Origin of the sequence: Hwanghaeella grinnelliae (assembly GCF_004005845.1) — a bacterium.
GTDB classification, from domain to species: Bacteria; Pseudomonadota; Alphaproteobacteria; order UBA8366; family Aestuariispiraceae; genus Hwanghaeella; species Hwanghaeella grinnelliae.
This window is the reverse complement of the sequence record NZ_SADE01000004.1, coordinates 32,496-55,888: the sequence shown is the minus strand read 5'-3', so window position 1 is coordinate 55,888 and position 23,393 is coordinate 32,496. Positions and strand designations below refer to the sequence as shown.

Sequence of the window (23,393 nt, the reverse complement as noted above, 5' to 3'; positions counted from 1 at the left end):
AAAATGTCCCTGAAAACGTTCTGTCGCGCGGCTTTGCCGCCGTCGAACCCTTTCAGACACCCTACACAATTTGGGGTCTCCTCCTCAAGGGCAGACCCACCCTTCCCAGGAAACGGACTGTTGATAATCGGTCTGCCTGGTATCGACCCAGAATCCACCTTGAGCACGCCGCTTGAGCATCCCCCCGGGGCATCCCCACGGGGCATCCCCTTGGTGTATCCCAACAACCGTCGATTTCAGCTCTGGTTATGGTCGTCATCGCCCTTTCCGGCCAGGGTCTCAATTTCGTCCCCTTCGATCCGGTAAGATAGGCGGTCTAGCTTGAAACTGTCGGTGCACAGCATGTCGTAGAAGGTGCGGGCATCGAAATCTAGCCGATCCGCGTGCCAGTCTACCCGCCGCCATCCCCGGTCCAGGCAAAGTTGGGCGAAATTCGCCATCAGGTTCCGGCCAACGCCCTGACGCCGGTAAGTTTCGAGGACGAAAACATCGCGGACAAACGCCCCATTGCCGGGGAAAACAGTTTCGTAAACCGAACTGAAGACAAGGAACCCGACCATTTTGCGGTCGTCGAACGCACAAACAGCCTCAAAGTACTGAGAGCCGCCGGGCCCATCCGCGGCGAGCTTTTGCGCCCATTGCTCTCGTGGCAAAGGCTCCGCTGCGCCGTGAAAGGCGGCCATAGCGGCGCAGAGATTCGTGAATTCGGGAACCTCCGCAGGCTCAAGAAGGCGATATTGAAGGTTCCCCACGGATACGACCAGCGACCGCGCCTATTGCACGGCGCCGCTATTCCAATACACCGACGGGCCACCGGCGAGTTCGACTGCAAGCGCTAAAGCGCGGCGAAGCTGTTCGTCCTCTTCCGTGTCCGGATCGTCGGCGATTTCGACATCCGGCGTGATACCGCCTTCGACAGAATGGCCACCCGGTGTGAAATACAGCGCCGTGGTCAGTTTCATACCCCGCCGGTCGGGCAGGTCGAAGATCGTCTGAACCGATCCCTTGCCAAAGCTCTTTTCGCCGACCAAGGCCGCGCGGCGGCGATCCTGCAAGGCCCCGGCAACGATTTCGGATGCCGATGCACTACCCTTGTTGATCAGGACGACCACGGGCCGTTCATTCGTCAGATCGCCGCCATGGCTTTCGAAGCGCTGTTCGTGATCCCGGCCCTTGGTATAGACGACAAGACCTGAATCCAGGAACAGATCCGCCACCCGCACCGACTGCGTCAACAACCCGCCCGGATTGTTGCGCAGGTCGAGGACGAAAGCCTGCACCTTGTCTTGAGTCTCGTCGCGTATCTTCTGAATGGCATCGGCCAGATCCGCCCCGGTATCTTCACTGAAACTGCTGATCCGAAGATAGCCGACGTCACCTTCCAGCCTGCTTTTCACCGACACCACATGGATCAGTTCCCGGCGGACGCTGACATCGAAATCCGACGTGTTTGCACGGGCGATCGTCAACAGAACGGACGTTCCGGGCTCGCCGCGCAGCAATTCAACCGCATCGACCAGGCTGAGCGGTTCAATCGGCGTGCCGTCGGCATGGGTAATAATGTCTCCCGGCATCAGACCGGCGCGCTCGGCCGGCGTTCCCTCGATCGGGCTGACGACCTTCAACGGCCCGTCGCGTTTCGTAATCTCAATACCCAGACCACCAAAGCGGCCCCGGGTTTCCTCCCGCAGGCTTTGAAACGCCCTGCGGTCCATGTACTCGCTGTATGGATCGAGCGAACTCAACATCGCTTTGGTGGCGGCACCGACCAGTTGATCATGCGGAAGGTCTGCTTTTTCCGCCAAAGCGTTCTTCAGCCCTTCCGTCGCCGCGGCCATCAGCGCGTTATCGTCTACCGGATGGACGTAATCTTCCTTCACCAAATCAAAAACGCGTTCGAACAAGCGCAGGTCTTGGCCCACCGCGCGTGTCGGCGCCGCATCGGACCGAAGCGCCATGATTTCCTTTTCAAGCTTGTCCGCCGCCAAACGTGCGTCTGCGGCCGGATATCCCGCATTCACGCAGCCGACGACCCACCCAAGGGCGGCGCCAATGACAATCGACGTGACGAGCCCCCGGCGGCGCCCCATCAGGTTCAGGAAACCCTGCACATTGGAATTCATTCGATCCGTTCCATCAGTTCCACTGGCGCGACAATTTGCGGCCGGAATCAGAAAACCCGCGGCGGAGCATCACCTCCGCCACGACTTGCTACAGTATAGCCACGACACGTTTGCTTTCACTAGCATATCCGACTGCAAACCGCATACCAGCAGCGTTATTCGGGATTTTTCGCCCTTCCCGATAAATCGGAGGCGGACAACCCCGTTTCAATACGTCACACACCGTCCCGGTTGGTCAGTCTTCGGCAGGAATTCCGATTTCCAGCAGTTCCAATCCATCGCTGTCGCTGTTGACGCTGAACGGCGTCTCCGCCGGAATGACGGTCGAGTCGCCGGGTGACAGTTTGAACACGCCCTCCCCCTCAACCGACAGCGATCCATGACCGGATAGCGCGAACAGGAACAGGAATTCTCCGGTATGGAATGCCGTTTTCCCTTTGGCATCCGTTAGGCCCACGGCCTTGGCAACGCGAACCCGCGCCAGGCCATGTGTCGCAGCCTCAATCCCAAGATCACGATACTCAAAACCATCGAAGCGCCATGGATGCCAAGTCGCTTTTCCCGCGTCGTGACGGACAAAAAGCTGTCCGTTGAAGTCCCTGTCCGGGTCCAGTTTGCCCGTCGGCAAGGTCATTGCGTGATCAACCATGGTCGGATGTTCCGCCGGACAGCCGATTTCGACGACTTCCAACCCGTCCGAACATTCCAGTACCCGGTGTCTGATTTCCGGCGGCTGCAAGACGCAGTCCCCCGCTTTCATGATGAAGGGTTCGCCCTGGTCTTCATAAGCAAGCCGGACCCAGCCTGCCTTGCAGTAGATCATCTGAAACCGGACCTTGTGGAAATGCACGTAGTCGGGAACAGGCCCCCCGGTCGGAATTTGAATGTGAGAGGCAATGAACCGGCCGCCCTGCCGGTTCGGTATCAGGTCGCGGTATAGCATCCCGGCGCGCCCCGCCCCCCAATCCGGCTCCTCGCCGATCGGTTGAAAGACGAAGGATTGGTCGATGGGCGGTAGGATATAACCTTTGTCCTTCGGCGCGATGATGATCCGCGCACCGTTCGGCGCGGTGACATCGACCGGCGCCTTGAAGGCTGGATCGGTACTCGTCAGGCGCAAAGTGACCGCGGCAGGCTCCGCGCTACGCTCCAGCCGCAACCGGACACCATGGCCGAAAACGATCGCCGTTGTCGGCTTGTCCGCCGGATAGATGGTTTCGATCTTGAAACCAAGTTCGTGCCGATAAAATTCCAGACATGCGTCGAAATCCGCGCAGGGCAGCACGACCTCTGCCGCTTCCGTCATATCCGGGTTCGGCAAAGCGCCGCTTCGGCTTGCGCCGGGGGCAGCGTTTTCGTTCGAAGCCTGTTTTGGTCCGCTCATGCTGCCTCCAACATTTTGATCGCTGCCAGGGCGATATTCATCTCTTCGTCCGTGCCAACACTGATCCGTAAACTATCCGGCAATTGGTACGGCCCCATTTGCCGGACCAGGACGCCTTCCGCCATCAATCCCTCGTATAGGGCCGATGCATCCATCGGTGCATTTGGCGGTGGTGTGACCAATAGGAAATTCGCCTGGCTCGGCAAGACCGTGAATCCCAGATCGGCTTCAAGCGATGCCGCGAAAGCATCGCGCGCCAGTTGGTTCCTCTTCCGTCGGTTCACGACAAGGGCTTGTTCCTTGGCCGCCGCTTCGCTTGCCGCGAGTGACACGCTGGAAAGATTACCCGGCCGCATCACCTTGTTCAGAACTTCTTCCACCGATGCCGGCGCATGGGCCCATCCGACCCGCAACCCCGCAAGGCCGTATATCTTGGAAAAGGTTCGCAAGACGACCGTGTTCTCGCCGGCCAGCACCAAATCGTCGCCCGGGTCGAAATCATCGGCCGTAGCATAGTCAGCATATGCACCGTCGATAACCAGCAGCACATCCTCCGGCAACTTGTCCCGGAAAGTCCTCAAATCATTGCGGGACACATAGGTGCCCAAGGGATTGCAGGGATTGTCCAGGAACACGATCCGGGTCTTGGGCGTCACCGCATCCAAGGCCGCCTGCAATCCGAAACTGAGGTGATTGGCATTGCCGGCGGAAACCGCATAGACCGGTGCAGCGCCTGCCATTCGCGCACAGATCGAAAAATACAGATAGCCGTGGCGGCCGATGATTACTTCATCGCCCAGCCCGGCATAAGCCTGCGCCAGGAGTGCTATAATCTCACTTGACCCATTGCCGCAGACCACTTTGGCCGGATCGACCCCATAGGCCGCGCCTATCGCGCTTTTAAGTTCAGCATGCGTTACGCTGGGATAAAAATTCGCACCCGCCATCGCTTTCCTGGCCGCTTCCTGCGCGGCGGCCGAAGGCGGCTCTGTCGCTTCGTTGTTAGCCAACGGAACAATCCGCTTGGCTCCAGGCACGGAACTTTCTCCGATCGGCAGGATCGGTAGGTCGAGCAGATGTGGATGTGCGCGTGGTGACATGGCAGGAAGTCCCCGGAGAGATATATGGCAAAACAACCCGGCGCAGTCGGCGGCCTGGGCGCCACCGAAAATCACCGTAACGGATGAGTTGCATTGGATACCCCGAAAGCCCTCATGAAAAGTCCGAATAGCGCACCGGGGCGACTCCTGTGCTAATCAATCGCACCCCAATTCCTCACAGTCGTAAGGCGTAAGGCCGTCATGCTCCAAAACTCCGCCCGCTGGATTGGGTTCATCGCCATGTGCCTCGGCATGTTCATGGCGATCCTTGATATTCAAATCGTTGTAACATCCCTGCCGGCGATCAGCGCCGCGCTGGATATCCCCAACGAGCAGATGAGTTGGGTTCAAACCGCCTATCTCATCGCTGAGGTCATCGCGATTCCCCTTACCGGGTTTCTGACCCGCAGCTTTGGCTTGCGGGGGATATTCCTGATATCCCTCTCGGTCTTTCTTCTGGCATCGGTCGGCTGCGCCTATTCTTACGGGTTCGAGCTGCTGATCATTGCCAGAACCATACAGGGATTTTCCGGCGGCTGCCTGATCCCACTGGTATTTTCAGCCGTCTTTCTGTTGTTCCCGGAAAAGAAACAGGCGATGGCGACCACCATAGCCGGTGGTCTCGCGGTTCTGGCCCCAACCATCGGACCGACGGTCGGCGGCTATATCACCGACACTTTCGACTGGTCCTGGCTGTTTCTGGTAAACATCGTGCCGGGCATTGCGGCCCTGGCCATCGCGGCAATGACCGTCCCGCGCGAGGAAACGCGCTTGAGCCTTTTGTCACGGTTGGATTGGGCCGCCGTTATCCTGCTGGCAGTCAGTCTTACCTGTCTGGAAATCGGTTTGAAGGATGGGCCGTCCGACGGATGGACGGCGATACCGGTTCTTGTCCTACTCATCGCATCGGTCCTGGCCGCCGGCGGCTTCATCGCGCGCAGTCTGGCAGCCGCAACGCCTGTCGCCAGGCTGCGACTATTCGCGGACCGGAACTTCGCGGTCGCCTGCGGTCTGAGCTTTCTGTTCGGTATCGGGCTATTCGCCTCAGTCTATTTGATGCCGGTCTTCCTGGGTCTTGTTCGCGGCCACTCACCGCTGGAGATCGGGCTGACTATGCTGGTGACCGGCGCCGCGCAGCTGGCGACGGCCCCCATTGCCGTACAGTTAGAGCGGAGGATCGACCCACGGCTTCTCAGCCTCATCGGCTTTGTCGGTTTCGCGATTGGCTTGGGGATGAGCGGCTTTCAAACCACCGCCACCGATTTCGACGAGATGTTCTGGCCACAAATCGTCCGCGGTGTGTCGATCATGTTTTGCCTGCTGCCACCGACCCGCCTGGCGCTGGGCCTGTTGCGCGCGGAAGACGTCCCCGACGGAAGCGCCTTGTTCAACCTGATGCGGAATCTAGGTGGCGCCATCGGGATTGCACTGGTCGATACGATCCTTTGGCAACGTGCCCCACATCATGCCTCGGCGCTTGGTGATCGCGTTCTTGCGAAAGATCCGGAAGCCGCCAATTTCGTCGGCATCCCGCTGGATATGGTGCCATCCGACGGCACGGCTTTGTCACCGGAGATGATGTCATTCGTGCGGCCGATGTTCGAAAAAGCCGGACTGGTCTTGGCGGTAAACGAGGCTTGGCTGGTGATCGGGGGACTGACCGCTCTGGGCTTGGTTCTCTTGCCCGCCGCCTACCCGATGAAACCTGAAAACACACACCCGCCCGGTCACTGACGCGAAATCGCGCTATCCGCGTTCACACAAATGCGAGAATTCTTTCACGCAATTGACAATCACTCGCATTATCACTAAGTGTGTTTCGTTCAGTTATGGAGGAAGCGCATGTTCATCTGCATCTGCAACGCGCTCAGTGATAGCGAATTAAAAGACGCGATCGCACAAGGGCACGGGTCCGTGGACGATGTTTACCGCGCCTGCGGTGCTGAGCGCCAATGCGGTTGCTGCGCTGAAAACATTGCTGAAATGATGCGTGAGCACCGCGACGACAATTGGGCTATCCCCGATGGGGAAGGCCGGGTTGTGGCGGCCTAGGGCCAATGTTTATCTTCAAAACTGCGAAAGTCTGGCGGGACTTGGCGGGTGAATATCCCGCCTCTGTCGCGGATAGTGCTTCTCCCGGCGCACCGGCTGGGGAAACATTGAAGACCGCATCCCTAAATGAAAGGGACGACACCCAAACCGGCGCCGCCCCTGTACCCGTTCGTCCCACTCAACGTTCGGCGAAAGACTAACTGGCGTCTTTCTCGAACATATGCTCTTGCAAGTAATTCGGCAGGCCGGTCTGGCTAATAAGATGCTGCTGCGTTTCGATCCAGTCGATATGTTCTTCGGTATCGTCCAGTATCTTCTCGAAAATTTCACGCGACACGAAGTCCCGCTTTTCCTCGCATTTGACGATGGCGGTTTTTAGCTGTCCCTGATTCGTCTCTTCCAGCGCTAAGTCCGCTTCGAACATTTCCGGCACATTCTGACCGATCTTCAACTTACCCAGATCCTGCAGGTTGGGAAGCCCGTCCAGCATCAGGATGCGGTCGATCAGCATGTCGGCGTGTTTCATCTCGCCAATCGATTCGTGATAAACCGTATCTGCAAGATTCTTGTAACCCCAATCCTTCAGCATCCGCGCATGCAGGAAATACTGGTTGATGGCGGTCAGCTCGTTCTTGAGGATCCCGTTCAGGTGTTTAAGTACTTCCTTGTCGCCTTTCATATCTTCACCTTTTTTTGTGTTGGTGAGTGGCGCGCCCGTCACCTTTATCAAGCAAGCTCCGGCTCCGTCGCGCAACGATGTTTATATATCGGAAATTGGTCCGGAACGAAAGAAGAGTAGTTGCTAACTATTCGCAATCATTAGATTTTTGGAAATGCGTGTCGTTCTCAAACTATATATTATTTAATGATAATAAGTGGTTGTCCCAGGCCACGGAACGGTGCGCGGAGAGTACAGTTTCTCCCTCCCTAAAATTCCCCAAACCATCTACCGCAACAAAGCCCTCCCGGCCGGCTGCCACACCGCAGATGTCGATTACCCGCCGTTCTGCTATCAAGTTCTGGTTCGCGGAATCCCAAACCTGCCAGACGCCGCCGCGCGGACATGTGGTCGCGACCCGACCATGACCGGCATCCACGGCAACCGATCCGACATAATGGCGCATATTCCGGAATACCGCATCGGGTGCCGACAAGGCGCGCACACCTGTCGCAAACCTTGAAACAAAAACCATGGGAACGACATCGGCAGGCGAACCGTGGTACTGGCCGCCAATCCACACCGTGCCATGCGCATCTTCAGCCAAATGCCGGAACGACATCTGATAAAGTTCCTTCGGCAAACGCTGAACCGCCGTCACTTTTTGGGAAGCAAGGTCGATATAAGCCAGGGTCGAGTCCATCGTGGGCAAGTTTAATTCTTCGCGCGGATAGTCTGGGTGCGTGATGATCCCACCATTCGCGACAACAGCCGTATTTCCGTCCCGCATAAGAATAGCTTCATGCGGCCCCACGCCACCGGACGAAAGCTCGCCAACCCGATTGAAACCGTCTGCTGTGTCGTAGACGCCAAGGACGCCGGCTTCGTTCTTGAAATCGTTCTCCGTCGCGTAGAACAGCTTTCCGTCGGCCGAAAAAAAGCCATGCCCATAAAACAAACGGTCCGGGCGCGGCGGCCTAATCTTGAAAGGCATGCGCCCCGTCAAATCCATCACGCCGAGATACCGTCCGGGTCGCCGCGCAAGGATGACCGCTGTTTCACCGTCGGGTGAAATGGCGGCACCATGCGCCCGATCCGGTAGGGGTTCCCGGCGCAGAATTTCTCCGGACGCGGAAAGCGCCGCAACGCCGTAGCCTTCCCTGTCTTTCATCGCGCAAATGAAGGCCATGCGACGCCCCGTATCGGCCAAGGCCGGGGAAACCGCCAGTAAGGAGAACCCGGCCATCCCCGCCAGAAAACCGCGTCTGTCCACCGCCTTGCCGCCCATTTCAATCCCCGTCGAGCGAATTAAAACCGATAGTCAAACCGAGTGCCTGGGATAGCCGGCTCTCAAGGATATCGGCCGCACCGTGCAGCGGCACCGTTGCGTATTTTAGAAGGCCATGCGGTTTGTCACCGATGCCATCCGTGGCCACGCCCAATTCGACATGTTCGGAAGCATCCGCGATCGCCTTCCGCGCCTGCTCCAACTCGAACCGCAACTCTTTCGGCAATGTCTTGTTTTCATCGTCCAGCTTGGCGGCAAGTGTATTGCCTGCGAACAACGCTTCGACGAAAGCAATATTGCCGTCGATCGCACGCAACCAGAGCGACGAACGCCAAAACGGCGCGCGCTTCAATTTCGCTTCCCCGGCATGCTCACCGATGACGCGGGCAATCTTGAAGTCCCTGTCGATGGTGAGCATTTCCGAGGCGGATCGCAGAATTTCCTGCATCGCCTCACCGCTGGTCCGGTAAACCGGCTGGTCCGGCCCGGCATTCTTCATTTGATTGCCATAGCCGGTTGGGCCGCTCCAATCCGCCAACAAATTCTTGGCCGTCGCGGCGATCCTGCGGGAAATCGCCAAGGCGTAACCGCACCGAAAACTTCCTTTCCGGCGCAAATCCTCTTCGGCCTCGTCGTCGGACAATGCAAAATCGAGCGCAAGCAAACCTTGGACAGCGACGCTTTTTTCCGCCAACTGCCCGGCATCGAGCGCGGAAGTATCTTCTTCCTGGATGATCCCCTCTACCTGGCGCAGACCGCGGCTGCGGCGATCGGGCCAGAAGAACAGTCTTTCAAACCGGTTTTCCTCGCGGGCAGGGCCGAAACGCATCGCTTCAATTCGCGAGAACCCATAGACGAGCGTGGCAAATCCCGCCCGTGCCGATTTCAATGTGTCCTCGTCCGGGCCTGCGCATAGCGACTCTATCGCGATAACTTCGTCTTCAGATACCTCAACGAATTTCTCGTATGCGGGAATGATCACTCCATCGACCATTTCGGATAGTACGGGCGAAAGGTCGATTTCATCGCCGGATGCCGTCGAAGCGGTCAAAGCGGCTATGCAGAATGCCAAAACCGACATGCTTCGACCCAAAAACCGACGACCAAACCATCCACATCCAATCATCACAAAGACTCCAGAAAACGGATCAAATATTGGCGTTCTTTACGCGACATTGCCGTGACGGCTTCGCGGGCCTGCCGCGCCTCGCCCCCATGCCACATGATGGCTTCGATAAGCGAACGCGCCCGACCGTCGTGCAGAAAATAGGTGTGCCCATTGACCGTATGGGTCAAGCCGATCCCCCACAAAGGAGCAGTGCGCCATTCCGAGCCCGCCGCGTCCCCTACCGGTCGATGGTCGGACAATGCTTCGCCCATATCGTGAAGCAACATATCCGAATAGGGCCAAATCAATTGGAAGCGATGCTCCGGCTGACGGGCATTTCGGTCCGTGACGAATTTAGGTGTATGACAAGCGGCACATCCGGCCTGATGGAACAGGGCCTTCCCCTTCAAGACATCGGGGTCGCTCACATCCCGTCGCGCGGGAACCGCTAAATTCCTAGCGTAAAAGGCAACTAGATCAAGGATCGGATCCGGCGCCTCCGTATCTCCCAAGCGCACCTGTACGCCGATTTGACGGCCGCGACATTCGGTTTGGGCGGCAGTGCAGTCGCCATAGGAATCAGGGAACATTGGGGTGGATATCCCTATATCGCCCGAGAATGCTTCGGCGGATTGTTGCTCAATTCCTGCTATCGATGCTTTCCACCCGAAGCGGCCCGGCACCAAGGCCCCGGACGATTTGTCGCGCACTAGATTGATCCGGCCGGATATACCGTCGCCGTCCCGGTCATCCGGATCCGACTTTGCCACAATATCGGCGGAATGGATTGCTTCCAACAATCCCAGCCCGATCATCGGCGGTGCCACGCGGGGGGACAGCATGACGTCGTCGCGCATCGCTCCCTGGGACAAGCCCGCAACGGTATAGCTTGGCCGGCGTAACTCGACGATCTCCCCTTCGCCCAATTCCACTTTCACAGTCTCATACGCGACGACCATTCGCCCTTCGGCATGCAGCCCGGGCAAACCCAGTTCCTGCAACTGCCCGCCATAGGTCGGTTCCGGCAGACGCAGTGCCCTCTTATCGTCCAGAAGCGCCTGTTCCGCGGCTGTCCGCGGCGGAACTGAGAGCCGCAAGAACATCGACACCGACCTGTCGCCAGGGCCCTCCGGGGGATGTCCGCGGCCGTTGTTGATGTGACAGCGATGGCAAGAACGCGCATTGTAGAGAGGTCCGAGGCCGTCCGACGCTTGGGTCGAGGACGGCGCCGACACCCAAAGCTTCTTGAACAAACCATTGCCTAAAACAAAGTCCTGCCGCTTTTCGGCCGAAAGATTTTCGAAGGCGTGCGAAAAAGCGTCCCGGTCGGCCTTGGCTAAAGATGTTCCGGCCCCGCCCGCCATGCGTTCGTACTGTTCAGCGGCGGAAAAATTGGTAGCTGGCGCCGTTACTGCTGCAACGCGCGCCGCGTCGTCCTTGGAAAGGTCGTCCCGTATCGTTTGGCCATCGGCTTGGACCGGCGTCGTCATCAAAGCCAGAATCGAAACAACAATCGCGGGCACAACTTTGCCGCAACCACCCAGAAACACGTCCTTCAATCCGTTGCCTCTGACACAAGACGCCATGGAACACCGTCGCTTTACTATATCTAGAACGCGGACGGCGCGCAGGCTTTCGCCCGCGCGCCTCTATCATCCGTGGGAAACCCTATCCGTCTATTGGAAGACGGCGTTCGGATTGTCCAGACTGTCTGAACCTTCGAAGTCGATCGCAGTAAGGTCCAACGTGGCGACAGCACGTTCGATCGAGCGCGCCTGATCGACCAATCCGTCGATGGCGGCCTGAACGACCGCATTTCCTGCGTCATTCCCCTCACCGATCATTTGATCGTAAGCTTCGACAGTTTCGCCGCGCGCCTTCATCGCCGCCATGGCCGCAACAGTAGCGTCGAGCTTGGCAGCGATTTCCGCGTCCAGCGCCTTGTCCTTGGCAGCAACCAAATCAGCGACCGACGGGCCGGAAACCACAGACCCGTCAATACGCAGATAGTGACCGCTATAAACGTTTCGGACACCCATCTGATCGAAGTAGTGGGAGTTGTAGGTATTGTCGGAGAAGCAATCATGCTCTTCCTCCGGATCATGAAGCAGCAGGCCAAGTTTCATCCGTTCGCCAGCCAGTTCCCCGTAGGAGAGCGAGCCCATACCGGTGAGGATAGCGGCGATGCCGGTCGTCGGGTCGGCCAAGAGGGCTTCTCGTGCGGCACCGTCCACGGTCCAATTGGCAACCATCTCTTCAAGGTCCGCAATCAGAAGCGTACTCGCCGCCTTCAGATAGGCCGCGCGGCGGTCACAATTTCCGCCTGTGCAATCGGTCGTGCTGAAATCCGTCGCCGGCCGCGTGCCTGCCCCCGGACCGGTACCGTTCAAATCCTGGCCCCAGAGCAGGAATTCGATGGCGTGATAGCCGGTCGCGACATTCGCTTCGACTTCTTCCGCTTCCTGCAACGTCTCGGATAAGAGCGTCGGCGTGATGGTCGATGCGTCGACCGCTTGCCCATTAATCGTCAGGGATGGGTTCGCAATGACGTTCATCGTGTACAGGCCGTTTTCATCGGATTCGGACCCATAGGAAGCATCGACATAGTCGATCAATCCCTCATCCAGCGGCCAAGCGTTAACGCGGCCCTCCCAATCATCGACGATGGCGTTCCCGAAACGGAAAACTTCCGTCTGCTGATAGGGCACCCGCGCGGCAATCCAGGCGGCCCGTGCGGCCAACAAGGTCGCGTCGTTCGACTCTGCGATCAGGCCGTCCACGGCGGCATCCAAAGCCTGCGCGGTTGTCAGCGAGTCTTCATATCCCGCCAAAGCAATATCGGCATACGTCTTGAGAACATCTTCGGCCGACGGCCCGGATGCCGTGGCGGACCCCGCCACAAGACCCGACGCAAGCGCACCGATCGCCAGCCCGACGAAAGCCCTTTGGCTGTTGTGTAATATGGTAAACGTCATATTTCTCTCCTTACGGACGATTTTTCTACCAGACAGCAATCTGGCCCTAGAATTCGTACCCATAACTCAGCAGCGCCCCTACGGTCCGGGTATTCACCCCTTCCGTGCGGTTCTCCTTGACGCCCACATCAATGCCAATTCCGTTTTCAAAGGCATACCCTGCGGACAGTTGGACTTGATAGTCATCGCTTGCCGCAACACCCGTCGCCGCACCGACATCCCGATGGGTATAGGCAAGCGCAACGTTCCACGCTTCGTATTCCGCCAGCAGAGACCCGGTGACATAGTCGCGGTCAGCCCCAGTCACGCCACCCGCATCTTCGAAATGGACGTACTCCAACAACGGCGTAAAGTTCATACCTCCCGCAGCGAACCCCCATTCAGCGGCGATCGCGAAACGTTGTTCGTCGTCGGTGTCATCGGACGCCAGGTGGGCATAGCCAAGGTGATAGCGAAGATCACCGGGAACAGGCAGCCCTTCCCCATCGACAGCGATGGCGTATGATTGCAGGTTTCCTGTATTGCCCGGCCCTCCATCGGCCTCGCGGGTGCGGTCGCGGTGCGTTATCGTCGCATCGGCCAAATAGGACGTATCTTGCGTGAACACACTTGCCGAGGTCGTGACCGACCCAACAGGGGTTTCAGCGAACGTGTAAGCCGCACCGGCCCCAACGAATTCCGACAATTGGATGTCATCTTCCGAGATTTCCGTGCCGTAGATCCCTGACGCTGCGTCATAGGCAATGGAGAAGTTGGGTCCGAATTTACCGCCATAGACATGCAGACCGTCGAACTCGGCATTCAGGGTGAGAACTTCGACATAAAGACCGTGATCATCGAAATAGCGGTCATCACCGGCAGGGTCCGGATCGCGTACTGATTCAAAAACCAATCCGGCATTCAGATATACGTGTTCGGTCGCATGAAAATAGAGGTCCGGCGAGACGGAACCACCCAATTCATTACGTTCTTCGTTAGGGTCGTCTGAGTCAAAGCCATAGTCGTTTTGAATTTCGAATTCGATGCTTCCGGAAAAACTGGGATAAGACTGCTCTTCCGCCTGCGCGATGCCTGAAGTCGCAACCAAACCACCCAGGCCCGCGCCCCCAACTGCAACAGCGGCCAGTAACCGCCACTTTATTGTGCCCCGCTTCAAACTTGCCTCCAAACAATATGCAAATGCCACGCATTCGCGTTACAAACCGATACTTCGGTAAAAAATGGCTAGCTTGCCTGCTCCGAAATTGGCCAAGCCCGGCAATTTCGCCAAACCCTCTGAGCCGCTTTTCCAATAAGCTCACTTAATTCAGGTGAATACCGTTTCCCAGGTCTAGTTGCAACTGATTATCATTACTTTTTACCTAATATTAGGCGTGCCTCTTAGCGCAAACATCAAATCTCGCAGCATCGGCCCGAACGTATGGCAGGGACGCGCAGAATAGTAGTTCTTGCGCGGCACAGCAGTGTAAGCAAAGAGAAGGAGCAGGCATGCTGGACACAAACGAGCACTTGGCAATGACGCGATTTTGCAAAGAACCATGATGTCGACAGCATCCATCCGAGTTATCCGCCGGATCACCCTCATTCTCGGTCTGGGATTGCTGTCAGCGTCCGCTTCCACGGCATCGGATGCACCGACAACAGCCTTTGTCCTATCCAAGAACCAGGTCACCTCACTCAAGCTTCTGGAAGGTTTCTCCGTCGTCAGGATCGATTGGAGCCGAAGCACCGTCGGGCGCCCCCTTGCCTATTCATTGCGCGGCGAAGCGCTCAAATCGTTCAAAAAATACCTTCCGGAGGTATCTTACGACCCGGACGAAAAACCACGACAAGACCGATTGAACAGCCAAGGCATCCTGGTTTGTCGATTGATACTGCGCAGTCTCCAAGATGTTTGGGCACTGTTCATGCGCTGCGAGTTGGGCAATCAACTCTCGGTCATAATACGTCGAGAGGATCTTGTGATGTTCGATCACGAACCGACACGTGATGAAGGCCGTTTGATGATGGACAAACAGATCGAGCGCCTGGCCCTTACCTTCCGGGAAGCGAAACGGAAACCGAACTGAACCCGACACCGGATTCGACCTTACTCATGGTGATCGCCTCCGTTCCCCTGAAACATCGTGCGAATATCCACGGTCGAAGTAACACCAAGTCGATCATAATTGCGATCGATCCAATCATCCGCCGCACTGCGTCCCACGTCGAACAGGTGCCGAAGAAAATTCCACTCGGCGTTCATCTTCGACGAAGCGCCAAGGTTCTTCAGATTCTCATGTGACTCGATGATGTGTACCAAGGGATAGCTGTATTCCTTCGGATCCAGCGCTTCATCCTCCAACAGTCGGTGAACGAAATCGATGGCGCGCAACTCCTTCAACAAACTGCTGTTGAAAGTGATTTCGTTCATTCGGTCCATGATTTCCCGAGCGCTGCGTGGGGTACCCTTGCGAACCACCGGATTTATTTGAACGATCACGATATCCGCTGACGCGCTGCGCCGGTGAAAAGGAAAAAGCACAGGGTTGCCCATGTAACCACCATCCCAGTAGGGGACACCGTCGATTTCCACGGCATGGAACATCAGTGGCAGGCAGGCGGAGGCCATGACGACATCGGGCGTGATTTCCGCGCGGTTGAATACACGAACGCGGCCCGTTTCCACGTTTGTCGCCGACAGATAGACATCCATCTTGTCGCAGGAGTCCACGGATTCAAAGTCGATCGATTTTTCGAGAATATCGCGGAGCGGGTTGAAATTCATCGGGTTCAAGTCATACGGAGAGGCAACCCGGTTCAACAGATCCAAGAACATGTAGGTCGGATTGTTCTCCAAACTCCAATTGCCCATGAAGACATCGATGACGCTGCGTTGGATCGGGCTCATCCGGCCGACATCGCTGACCGCCTTCCAAAAATCATGCAGGACTTGGCGCGCCCCCTCTTCCCCGCCACGCATCAGTCCGTCCGCCACGGCAACCGCATTCATCGCCCCGGCCGACGTCCCACTGATCGCTTCGATGTAAATTCGCCCGTCCTCCAAAAGCCGGTCGAGGACCCCCCACGTGAAGGCACCATGCGCGCCGCCCCCTTGGAGGGCCAGATTGATGGATTTTTCGAAGGTCTTTCCGTTCCGCTTGGGCATTCGCCCCTCCTAAGCAATGTTTCGGACGAAACGGCTGCGCCGTCTCAACCTCCTCCGCTGATCAAAATCAGTCCGCTTAGTACGGAACTTGGCACAGAGTATAGCCCAACGAACGCGGTAATTGAGTGCTTAACTGCGAAATCTCGAAAAACATTTTGCGAAAACGGCTAACGCATTAGGGTGGCGTATCCAACGCTGTGTAATTAATAGTCATTCGCATATTGAATAACATCTCTGAATGACGAACATGCCCTTTCCCGATAACGCGGCGCCCATCAGGTGTTGAATGACCTCCTTCCTTTCCTTCCCGCATGTTGGCCGCAACGACCACCATTCTCGCTTTGGACATGCAGTCGCCATAGCCAGAAGGACTTATCCGCACCACAGCGATTGTAAGCGGCATTTACGGCGGATTCGCTCCAGGGAGGTGCATGCTGTGGATTGGAATGTCGGCCTTCCTGAGGCAATGCCGGCCAGCGAAGGGCCCGACCTGAATGAAATACCCGAGCTACCGATCTTACGGAAATTGAAATGACACATGCCCTTCCCATCGCAGCAACACCGCACTTGCGCGCCAGGCATTGGTTGACCGCCTTCGGCGTTGCAACAGCGCTTCATGCCGTGGTCTTTCTGGAATGGCCGGCCGACGACCAGGCAGGTGCCGAAGCGCCGGGTGTTGGAGGCATCAGTGTTTCGATTGCGACGACAGCGTCCTTGGCCGGTTCGGATCACGCATCGCCGGAGCAGTCACTCGCCGAAGACGTGCCTGCGCCAGAAGCCGTGATGAGCGAAAGCGTGTCGGAACCGTCGCCGGTAGTGCCGCCCGAGGCCCTGGAAGCCGCCACTGTGCCAGTCGAGCCGGTGGTGGAGCCTCCCCCAATCCAGCCCCCCCTTGTGCAACCCGTCGTCGAGCCTGTGCCCCCGGAAATCACGTCGATTGAAGAGGTTGCACCCGTCGAGCCGATCGACGAGGTTCCGCAAGTCATCACAGCCGTCGAACCGCCGCCTGAGGAGGCACCGGTGACTGAACCCGCGCCAGAAACGGTGACCGAAGCAGTGACAGCAGACATTCCCCAACCCCGCCCACCGGTCCGGCCCAAGAATGTCGCAACCAAGCCCGTCGAAACGAAGACCGTCGAACCGCCGCGGATCGTGCAGACAAAGCCGACCGTAAATCCGTCTGTTGAACCCCTTCAGGCTGCTGCACTGCCGGTTCAGAAGGCACAACCCGCCGACACCCCATCCGCGCAGTCTTCCTCAGCGGCCACTGCGAGCTCCGGCCAGGCAGCGAACGCCCCGGTTGGAAATGCCACGGATACCCGTAATTCGACCGGCGGAGCACCTGTTGCAGCACCGTCCCCGAATTACATTGCAAAACTTCGTCTATGGCTGGAACGGCACAAGGACTATCCAAGGCTTGCCCGCCGTAAACGTATGCAAGGTGTCGTCCTGCTGTATTTCCGGGTCGGCCGCGACGGCTCTGTCTTGGCCCAGGAAATTCGTGAAGATTCCGGCCATGTATTGCTGGACGAAGCCGCTTTGGAAATGCTGGCGCGGGCAACCCCATTGCCAACTTTCCCGCAAGACATGCCCGGTGACTACCTGGACGTTGTCCTGCCGGTGGAATACTCGCTGCGAGGAAAATGGTAGACGACCCATAGCGCGAGTCCCTAAAAATTTTATTGTTGAGATTGCCTCGCAATTGCGAGAAAAGAATTTCTATGTGCTTTGAACAAAAGCAGAGCCTTCTCCGTGCTCTATTGATCCTGTCCAATCGGCCAGTCCAATTGGGCCTTCCGTGCTGGAGGAATGGCGAGCGAGCACGTACTGTGTTTACAGATGTTCTATGGCCGAGTTCCTAGCGGCCAGCTTTGTGGGGGATTAGATGGAGACAGAAACCGCCTTGCCGACAGAAGGTCCGGAACCCAGCGTTTTCGGTGAGTTTCTGTCGTTGATCGATGCAGGCGGCCCAGTCGTCATCCTATTGATGGCGTTGTCCTTGGTGGCCCTGACCATCGTCATCGTGAAACTGATACAATTCCGCAATGCTCGGATCGGCGACAGCGCGCCGGCCCAGCAGGCCATTCAGCACTATCGGCGGGGCAATCTGAGTGATGCGATCAGGATTGCCGAGAATTCAAAAAACCCGGTCTGCCACATGTTGTTGATGGCCATCCGCGCCCGGGCGCAGAACCTTCCCGACGCCTTGATCCGGGAAGAGTTAGAACGCCAGGCCGGCGAGGTGCTGGAATCCCTGCGCAGCTGGTTTCGCCCCCTGGAAGTGATTGCAACGCTTGCCCCGCTTCTGGGTCTTTTCGGCACGGTTCTGGGTATGATTTCCGCCTTCCAGCAATTGGAGCAGGCTGGCAACCAGGTGAACCCAGCGATCCTTTCCGGCGGCATTTGGGTCGCCTTGCTGACCACCGCCGTCGGGCTTGCCGTTGCCATTCCCACCGTGGTTTTGCTGAACTGGCTGGAACGAAAGGTCGACCGGCTGGCCCACGAAATAGACACAATCGTGACGCAAGTCTTTACTGCCGAGTTGTTCAGCGACCCCATATCGATTGCGACCAAGGAAGGGCCGGTCCTGCAAACGGCGAGAACGGCCCATGCTGGCTAACCCGCAACCCAAACGGCGCAGCTTGATCAGCCTAACGCCGTTGATCGACGTCGTCTTTATCCTATTGGTGTTTTTCATGCTGGCCTCGAACTTCCTGGACTGGCGGTCAATCAATCTGAACGCCCCGGCGGAATCGACAGGTCGTGGCAGCAGCATTGAGGGGTCTATTTTGGTCGAAATCCGCGCTGACGGACTACGCATGTCCGGCCTGCCGATTTCCCTGAAGGAACTCAGCGAGAATATCTCAGAACAATTGAAGACGTCACCGGATCGCAACATTTTTGTGGAACCCGCCCCGACGGTTACCTTGCAGGAGACGGTCGCGATCCTGGATGTTCTGACCGATGCCGGGGCAAGCAATATTTCGCTGATCAACCCGCCGGGACACTAGGGTCGATCATGCGGTTCGCAAAATCAAAGGCTTTGAACCGGCGCCCCCGCAACGACGACGATGCGGTCATGCCGTTGATCAATATCGTTTTCCTGCTGCTGATCTTTTTCATGGTAGCGGGCAAACTGACATCTTCGGACCCGTTTGAGATCTCGCCCCCATCGTCCAGTTCCGGCGTCAATGAAGACCCCGGATCGCTAACCCTGCTTGTTGGCCGTGACGGAGAAACGGCGCTGGACGGTGTCGCCATGTCTGAAACTGAGCTGGTAAAAGCCCTAACCGATCGATTGCAGGAAGAACCCGGTGCCATTCTTCGGCTGAAGGCCGATGGTGGCGCGAAAGCCGCCGATGTCATTCAAGTAATGGAAATCATTCGGGACGCGGGGGCCGGAGAGCTCAACCTGCTTACCGTGCCGGATCAATCCTAGGAAGATATAACGATATCTGGCGTTTACGCGGCCCTGCAGGCGCCGCATATACCGCGCAATTCTACCGTGGACTTTTTTAGCAGAAAACCGGATCGGCCGGCAATTTGCCCTAATTCATCCGACAGGGCATCGTCCGAAATTTCCGCGACCTTGCCGCAATCCTCGCAAATCGCAAAGGCAATGGTCTCCTCATGCGTATCGCATCCGGGATGCCGGCAGGCGACAAAAGCATTCAGGCTTTCCAGACGGTGCACAAGGCCAATGTCGACCAATTTGTCCAACGCGCGATAAACCTGCGGCGGCGCCCGGAAACCCCGTTCGCGCAGTAGATCCAGGATGGTATAAGCACTCAGCGGACCGTCCGCGCCGCTCAAAGCGTCAAAGACAAGCTGCTGGTTCTTCGTCAAGTCGGTCCCCATTTGCGCGTCTTCGGCCATGATCAATTGCCCTCCTTCACAATCGGCGTTCCGCTTTTCCGGCCGAAAGCCAGCAGCTGTGGCAAAGGCGACAGGCTCAGGATGAAAAGGAACAGAGCCGCTACAACGATCGTCGGGCCGGAGGGCGTATCCCATTCTAACGACCCAAACAGGCCGCCAACAACCGCCATCGCCCCGGCGATTGCGGCGACCACCGCCATTTGTTCCGGCCCCGCGGCAAACCGCCGTGCGGTAGCCGCCGGAATGATCAGCATCGCCGTTATCAAAAGGACGCCGACGATCTTCATCGCAATCGCGATTACCGTCGCCATCAGCAACATCAGTACGATATTCGCACGACCGGGTTTCATGCCTTCGGCTTCCGCCAGTTCCCAATTGACCGTCGCTGCGAACAGGGGAGTCCAGATCCAGACCAGAACCGAGAGCACCGCGGCACCGCCAATATAGATGATGAGGATGTCCATCGCCGACACGGCCAGAATATCCCCAAAGAGGAACCCCATCAGGTCGACCCGAACCCATGTCAGGAAAGCAAGCACGACGAGTCCGAGAGCCAGCGCCGAATGCGCCAGCAGGCCAAGCAAGGAGTCGGACGAAACCGTTGCTTTCCTTTGCAGAAACAACAACGCCAATGAGACGACCGCGGAAACCAGGAAAACGGCGACGGTGAAATTGATTTCCAACAGAAACGCCAGCGCGACGCCGAGCAACGCTGCATGGGAGAGCGTGTCACCGAAATACGCCAGGCGGCGCCACACGATGAAACAGCCCAGCGGTCCTGCTACGACGGCGACCCCCACTCCGGCGAGCATGGCCCGGATGAAGAAGTCATCGAGCATGATGCGTCTCCCTCTCGCGTTCGATGCCGTCCACACCCTCCGCCGTTGGCAGCGTATGGACGTGCCCGTGGTGATGCCCATGATGATGGCCGTCTTGCGGATGGCAGCTGTCGGTCACCGTCCCGTCCGAATGCCGGACCCGTCCGTCCGGTAGATGGGTATGATCGTGATCGTGTTCGTAGACGGCCAGGGTCGCGGCCGCCCTCTTTCCGAAAAGGGTTTGGTATTCCACGCTGGAAGCGACTGCCGTCGGGGTCCCCTGGCAGCAGATGTGGCCGTTCAAGCACAGGACCCTGTCTGTCGCTGCCATCACCACATGCAGATCATGGGAGATCAACAGAATGCCGCAGCCGATATCGTCACGGATTCCTTTGATCATCTCATAGAGCGCGATCTCCCCGGAAAAATCGACGCCTTGCACCGGTTCATCCAAGACCAGCAAGTCCGGTTTTCTTGCCATCGCGCGGGCAAGGAGTACACGCTGAAACTCTCCACCCGACAAAGTCCGGACCTCTGCGGATCTTAGATCGTGTATTCCGGTCTGCTTCATTGCTGCATCAGCGTCGGCTTGGTCCACCCGTCCCGTCAGGTGCATGAATCGCGCCACGGTGAGCGGCAAGGTCCAGTCGATCGAGACCTTTTGCGGCACATAGCCAACCACAAGATCACGCCGCCGGGCAGATGTGCCCTCATCGGGCTTCAGAATTCCAAGTGCCATTTTCGCCGTGGTCGATTTCCCGGACCCGTTGGGCCCGATCAAGGTCACAATTTCCCCTGGCTGGACAGCAAGGTCCACGCCGCGCACGAGCCAACGTCCCGCCCGCTCAACACCGGCTCGGGATAAGGTAATCAGGGGATCCGTGTCCTGTGCCACTATGGCCACTCCGTCCAAATCACAACTTGATCGCATTTATGCCTTACGTTATACCGTCACACAAGAAACGTTACCTTATAACATCCGACATCTATCCGGAGCATTGCATGCGTTCTTTCCGTTCCCTTCTCACCGCAGGATTGATCTCCACCTTGGCCGCACCGGCAATGGCGGATAGCCCACCCGCCGTGATGACGTCGATCAAGCCTGTCCACTCCTTGGTCTCTGCTGTCATGCAAGGCGTGTCGGAACCGGGCTTGATCGTTGAAGGTGCTGCGTCGCCCCATTCCTATGCTCTCAAACCTTCCCAAGCTGCGAAATTGTCAAAGGCTACGCATGTCTTTTGGATCGGCCATGAGCTTGAGGCCTTCCTCGAGAAACCGATCGAAACGGTCGCCGCACATGCCCATGCGGTCGAGCTCTTGGAAGCCGAAGGTCTTCAGACCCACGAATTTCGGGAAGGCGGCACGTTCGATGCCCATGATCACGATCATGAGGAACACGACGAACATGATCACGAAGATGGTGAACATGCACATGACGACCACGATCATGAAGACCACGATCATGAAGACCACGATCATGAAGACCACGATCATGAAGACCATGACCATGACCATGATCATGACGAAGACCATGCGGAAATGGACGAAGATCACCACGACGAGCATGAAGGCCATCATCATGAGGGGAAGGACCCCCATATCTGGCTAGACCCGCAAAACGCCATTGCCATGGTTCGGAAAATCGCGGACGTCCTCTCGGAGGACGATCCGGCCAACGCAGACCGCTATGCCGCGAACGCGGCGGCAACCATCGCCGACCTCAATAAACTTATCGATGAAGTCTCCGCCCAACTCGCACCGCTGCATGATAAACAGTACGTGGTCTTTCACGACGCGTACCAATACTTCGAAGAGCGCTTCGGACTTCATGCCGCAGGGTCGATCACCATCAGCCCGGAAATTACGCCGGGTGCGGAACGCATCCACGAAATCCGCGACCGCGTCCAAGACCTTGGCGCATCCTGCGTCTTCGCTGAACCCCAGTTCGAACCGCGCATAATCTCGGTCGTCCTGGAAGGCAGCAACGCCAAGGCCGGCACCATCGATCCCTTAGGGGCCGATCTCGATGACGGGCCGGAGCTTTACTTCAACTTGATCCGAAACATGGCAACGTCGATGCGCGATTGCCTGTCGTGACCTAAAAGGAAGGGGCCTGAACTGGCCCCTTCCCCTAAAAAGCACTTCTCACGGAATTTATCCCTTCCGGCGCCGCGTGCTTAACAGCCCAAACGCGGCAAGCCCCAACCCTAGCAGGGGCGCGGCAGCCGGTACCGGCACGGTCGTCACGCCGCCCGGCGAAAACGCGGTTATCAGCCGTGTCCAATCGCCGGGTGACGTCGCGGCCCAACTAATATCGACATCTGTCCCATTGAACACAGTGGTATCGCCAGATTCCAATCCGCGGAAACCGAAATCTGCATAGTCCAGCCCGGCCAGCCCCAGGAAGTCACTATTGAACAGATTATTATCTGCAGTGATGAACGCAAAAACCTGAGAGTCGAGCTCTATCGTAGAGGACACCCGGCCATCACTTCCATTGCCTGGATCCCATTGCAGGTAGTGGCTTGAGACAATTGTCCCCGCCTTAATAAGAAAATCTCCACCGGAGAGGGCCTCGACGAAAGAGGCGTTCGGATCGAAAACGCGATCGACCCGCAGGTCTTGCGTCAGTTCGAAATTCTGTACCTCGTTCCACGCCAACAAGATGCCGTCATTCGGATTTTGGATAATCGGATTGGGCGGTGTGGCGGTTACGAAGCAGTCAATAGCCCCATCGCAATCACCCAGACTTACAAAAGTTGCTTGGGCTGACGACGCTGTCAGCGTTGCTGTGGCGATAACAAGGGATAGGAAGAATTTTTGCATGACGGGGGACTCCATCTCACATTCATGATAATCCCGC

Annotated in this window: 24 protein-coding genes; 8 read left to right on the top strand and 16 right to left on the bottom strand. The window is 57.5% G+C overall.

From position 1 onward, the window contains the following. Positions 1 to 236: 236 nt before the first annotated feature. The 4 genes from EOI86_RS21125 to EOI86_RS21110 form a co-directional block, all read right to left on the bottom strand. The gene (locus tag EOI86_RS21125; RefSeq protein WP_127767691.1) at positions 237 to 752 is read right to left on the bottom strand and encodes a GNAT family N-acetyltransferase; all 516 of its coding nucleotides are present in this window, start codon (positions 750 to 752) and stop codon (positions 237 to 239) included. A 21-nt stretch (positions 753 to 773) separates the two neighbouring features. Continuing rightward, positions 774 to 2,123, bottom strand: a complete 1,350-nt coding sequence (locus EOI86_RS21120) for a S41 family peptidase (RefSeq protein WP_127767690.1) — start codon at positions 2,121 to 2,123, stop codon at positions 774 to 776. Positions 2,124 to 2,358: 235 nt separating this feature from the next. Then, positions 2,359 to 3,507, bottom strand: a complete 1,149-nt coding sequence (locus EOI86_RS21115) for a cupin domain-containing protein (protein ID WP_205032285.1) — start codon at positions 3,505 to 3,507, stop codon at positions 2,359 to 2,361. Beyond that, positions 3,504 to 4,607 (bottom strand): pyridoxal phosphate-dependent aminotransferase, encoded by a 1,104-nt coding sequence (locus tag EOI86_RS21110; protein WP_127767689.1) that lies wholly within the window; start codon positions 4,605 to 4,607, stop codon positions 3,504 to 3,506. The genes EOI86_RS21115 and EOI86_RS21110 overlap by 4 nt, the downstream gene beginning before the upstream one ends. Before the next feature lie 201 nt (positions 4,608 to 4,808). Between EOI86_RS21110 and EOI86_RS21105 the strand changes: the two genes are divergently transcribed. Together EOI86_RS21105 and EOI86_RS21100 are read left to right on the top strand one after the other, a co-directional pair. Next, positions 4,809 to 6,341, top strand: coding sequence for a DHA2 family efflux MFS transporter permease subunit (locus EOI86_RS21105; RefSeq protein WP_127767688.1), 1,533 nt, complete (start codon positions 4,809 to 4,811; stop codon positions 6,339 to 6,341). A gap of 108 nt (positions 6,342 to 6,449) precedes the next feature. Then, positions 6,450 to 6,659 carry a (2Fe-2S)-binding protein gene (locus EOI86_RS21100; RefSeq protein WP_127767687.1) on the top strand — a complete coding sequence of 70 codons (210 nt, stop codon included), beginning with the start codon at positions 6,450 to 6,452 and terminating at the stop codon, positions 6,657 to 6,659. A gap of 196 nt (positions 6,660 to 6,855) precedes the next feature. Here EOI86_RS21100 and bfr read toward each other — a convergent pair whose 3' ends face one another. From bfr to EOI86_RS21070, 6 genes are all read right to left on the bottom strand, one after another. Further along, the gene (gene bfr, locus EOI86_RS21095) at positions 6,856 to 7,338 is read right to left on the bottom strand and encodes a bacterioferritin (protein ID WP_127767686.1); all 483 of its coding nucleotides are present in this window, start codon (positions 7,336 to 7,338) and stop codon (positions 6,856 to 6,858) included. Between the two features lie 172 nt (positions 7,339 to 7,510). Beyond that, positions 7,511 to 8,605, bottom strand: a complete 1,095-nt coding sequence (locus EOI86_RS21090; RefSeq protein ID WP_127767685.1) for a DUF1513 domain-containing protein — start codon at positions 8,603 to 8,605, stop codon at positions 7,511 to 7,513. A 1-nt stretch (position 8,606) separates the two neighbouring features. After that, positions 8,607 to 9,686 carry an imelysin family protein gene (locus tag EOI86_RS21085; RefSeq protein ID WP_161973937.1) on the bottom strand — a complete coding sequence of 360 codons (1,080 nt, stop codon included), beginning with the start codon at positions 9,684 to 9,686 and terminating at the stop codon, positions 8,607 to 8,609. A gap of 44 nt (positions 9,687 to 9,730) precedes the next feature. Then, positions 9,731 to 11,263, bottom strand: a complete 1,533-nt coding sequence (locus EOI86_RS21080; RefSeq protein WP_240035800.1) for a di-heme oxidoreductase family protein — start codon at positions 11,261 to 11,263, stop codon at positions 9,731 to 9,733. A 126-nt stretch (positions 11,264 to 11,389) separates the two neighbouring features. Beyond that, positions 11,390 to 12,688 (bottom strand): imelysin family protein, encoded by a 1,299-nt coding sequence (locus tag EOI86_RS21075; RefSeq protein ID WP_127767683.1) that lies wholly within the window; start codon positions 12,686 to 12,688, stop codon positions 11,390 to 11,392. A gap of 46 nt (positions 12,689 to 12,734) precedes the next feature. Next, on the bottom strand, positions 12,735 to 13,844 hold the full coding sequence (locus EOI86_RS21070) for a porin (protein WP_127767682.1): 1,110 nt from the start codon (positions 13,842 to 13,844) through the stop codon (positions 12,735 to 12,737). 382 nt (positions 13,845 to 14,226) lie between these two features. Between EOI86_RS21070 and EOI86_RS21065 the strand changes: the two genes are divergently transcribed. Beyond that, the gene (locus tag EOI86_RS21065) at positions 14,227 to 14,757 is read left to right on the top strand and encodes a hypothetical protein (protein ID WP_127767681.1); all 531 of its coding nucleotides are present in this window, start codon (positions 14,227 to 14,229) and stop codon (positions 14,755 to 14,757) included. A 20-nt stretch (positions 14,758 to 14,777) separates the two neighbouring features. Here EOI86_RS21065 and EOI86_RS21060 read toward each other — a convergent pair whose 3' ends face one another. Next, a complete protein-coding gene (locus EOI86_RS21060) occupies positions 14,778 to 15,836 on the bottom strand; it encodes a patatin-like phospholipase family protein (RefSeq protein WP_127767680.1) in 1,059 nt (352 codons plus the stop codon). A 531-nt stretch (positions 15,837 to 16,367) separates the two neighbouring features. Here EOI86_RS21060 and EOI86_RS21055 point away from each other — a divergent pair. The 4 genes from EOI86_RS21055 (at position 16,368) to EOI86_RS21040 (ending at position 19,275) form a co-directional block, all read left to right on the top strand. Next, positions 16,368 to 17,486, top strand: coding sequence for an energy transducer TonB (locus EOI86_RS21055; RefSeq protein ID WP_127767679.1), 1,119 nt, complete (start codon positions 16,368 to 16,370; stop codon positions 17,484 to 17,486). A gap of 235 nt (positions 17,487 to 17,721) precedes the next feature. Next, positions 17,722 to 18,456, top strand: a complete 735-nt coding sequence (locus tag EOI86_RS21050; RefSeq protein ID WP_127767678.1) for a MotA/TolQ/ExbB proton channel family protein — start codon at positions 17,722 to 17,724, stop codon at positions 18,454 to 18,456. Beyond that, positions 18,446 to 18,847 (top strand): ExbD/TolR family protein, encoded by a 402-nt coding sequence (locus tag EOI86_RS21045; protein WP_127767677.1) that lies wholly within the window; start codon positions 18,446 to 18,448, stop codon positions 18,845 to 18,847. Before EOI86_RS21050 ends, EOI86_RS21045 begins: the two co-directional genes overlap by 11 nt. 8 nt (positions 18,848 to 18,855) lie before the next feature. Next, positions 18,856 to 19,275: an ExbD/TolR family protein gene (locus EOI86_RS21040; RefSeq protein WP_127767676.1), complete on the top strand. Its 420-nt coding sequence runs from the start codon at positions 18,856 to 18,858 to the stop codon at positions 19,273 to 19,275. Positions 19,276 to 19,298: 23 nt separating this feature from the next. Here EOI86_RS21040 and EOI86_RS21035 read toward each other — a convergent pair whose 3' ends face one another. The 4 genes from EOI86_RS21035 to EOI86_RS24835 form a co-directional block, all read right to left on the bottom strand. Next, on the bottom strand, positions 19,299 to 19,712 hold the full coding sequence (locus EOI86_RS21035) for a Fur family transcriptional regulator (RefSeq protein WP_205032283.1): 414 nt from the start codon (positions 19,710 to 19,712) through the stop codon (positions 19,299 to 19,301). 2 nt (positions 19,713 to 19,714) lie between these two features. Beyond that, on the bottom strand, positions 19,715 to 20,551 hold the full coding sequence (locus EOI86_RS21030) for a metal ABC transporter permease (protein ID WP_127767675.1): 837 nt from the start codon (positions 20,549 to 20,551) through the stop codon (positions 19,715 to 19,717). Beyond that, positions 20,541 to 21,425, bottom strand: coding sequence for an ATP-binding cassette domain-containing protein (locus EOI86_RS21025; RefSeq protein ID WP_275668604.1), 885 nt, complete (start codon positions 21,423 to 21,425; stop codon positions 20,541 to 20,543). Before EOI86_RS21025 ends, EOI86_RS21030 begins: the two co-directional genes overlap by 11 nt. 91 nt (positions 21,426 to 21,516) lie before the next feature. Continuing rightward, a complete protein-coding gene (locus EOI86_RS24835) occupies positions 21,517 to 21,660 on the bottom strand; it encodes a hypothetical protein (RefSeq protein ID WP_240035808.1) in 144 nt (47 codons plus the stop codon). On the opposite strand from EOI86_RS24835, the gene EOI86_RS21020 reads away from it, so the two are divergent. Next, the gene (locus tag EOI86_RS21020) at positions 21,593 to 22,627 is read left to right on the top strand and encodes a zinc ABC transporter substrate-binding protein (protein WP_338033090.1); all 1,035 of its coding nucleotides are present in this window, start codon (positions 21,593 to 21,595) and stop codon (positions 22,625 to 22,627) included. The genes EOI86_RS24835 and EOI86_RS21020 overlap by 68 nt on opposite strands. 57 nt (positions 22,628 to 22,684) lie before the next feature. On the opposite strand, the gene EOI86_RS21015 is transcribed toward EOI86_RS21020, so the two are convergent. After that, on the bottom strand, positions 22,685 to 23,356 hold the full coding sequence (locus EOI86_RS21015; RefSeq protein ID WP_161973935.1) for a VPLPA-CTERM sorting domain-containing protein: 672 nt from the start codon (positions 23,354 to 23,356) through the stop codon (positions 22,685 to 22,687). Positions 23,357 to 23,393 lie beyond the last annotated feature (37 nt).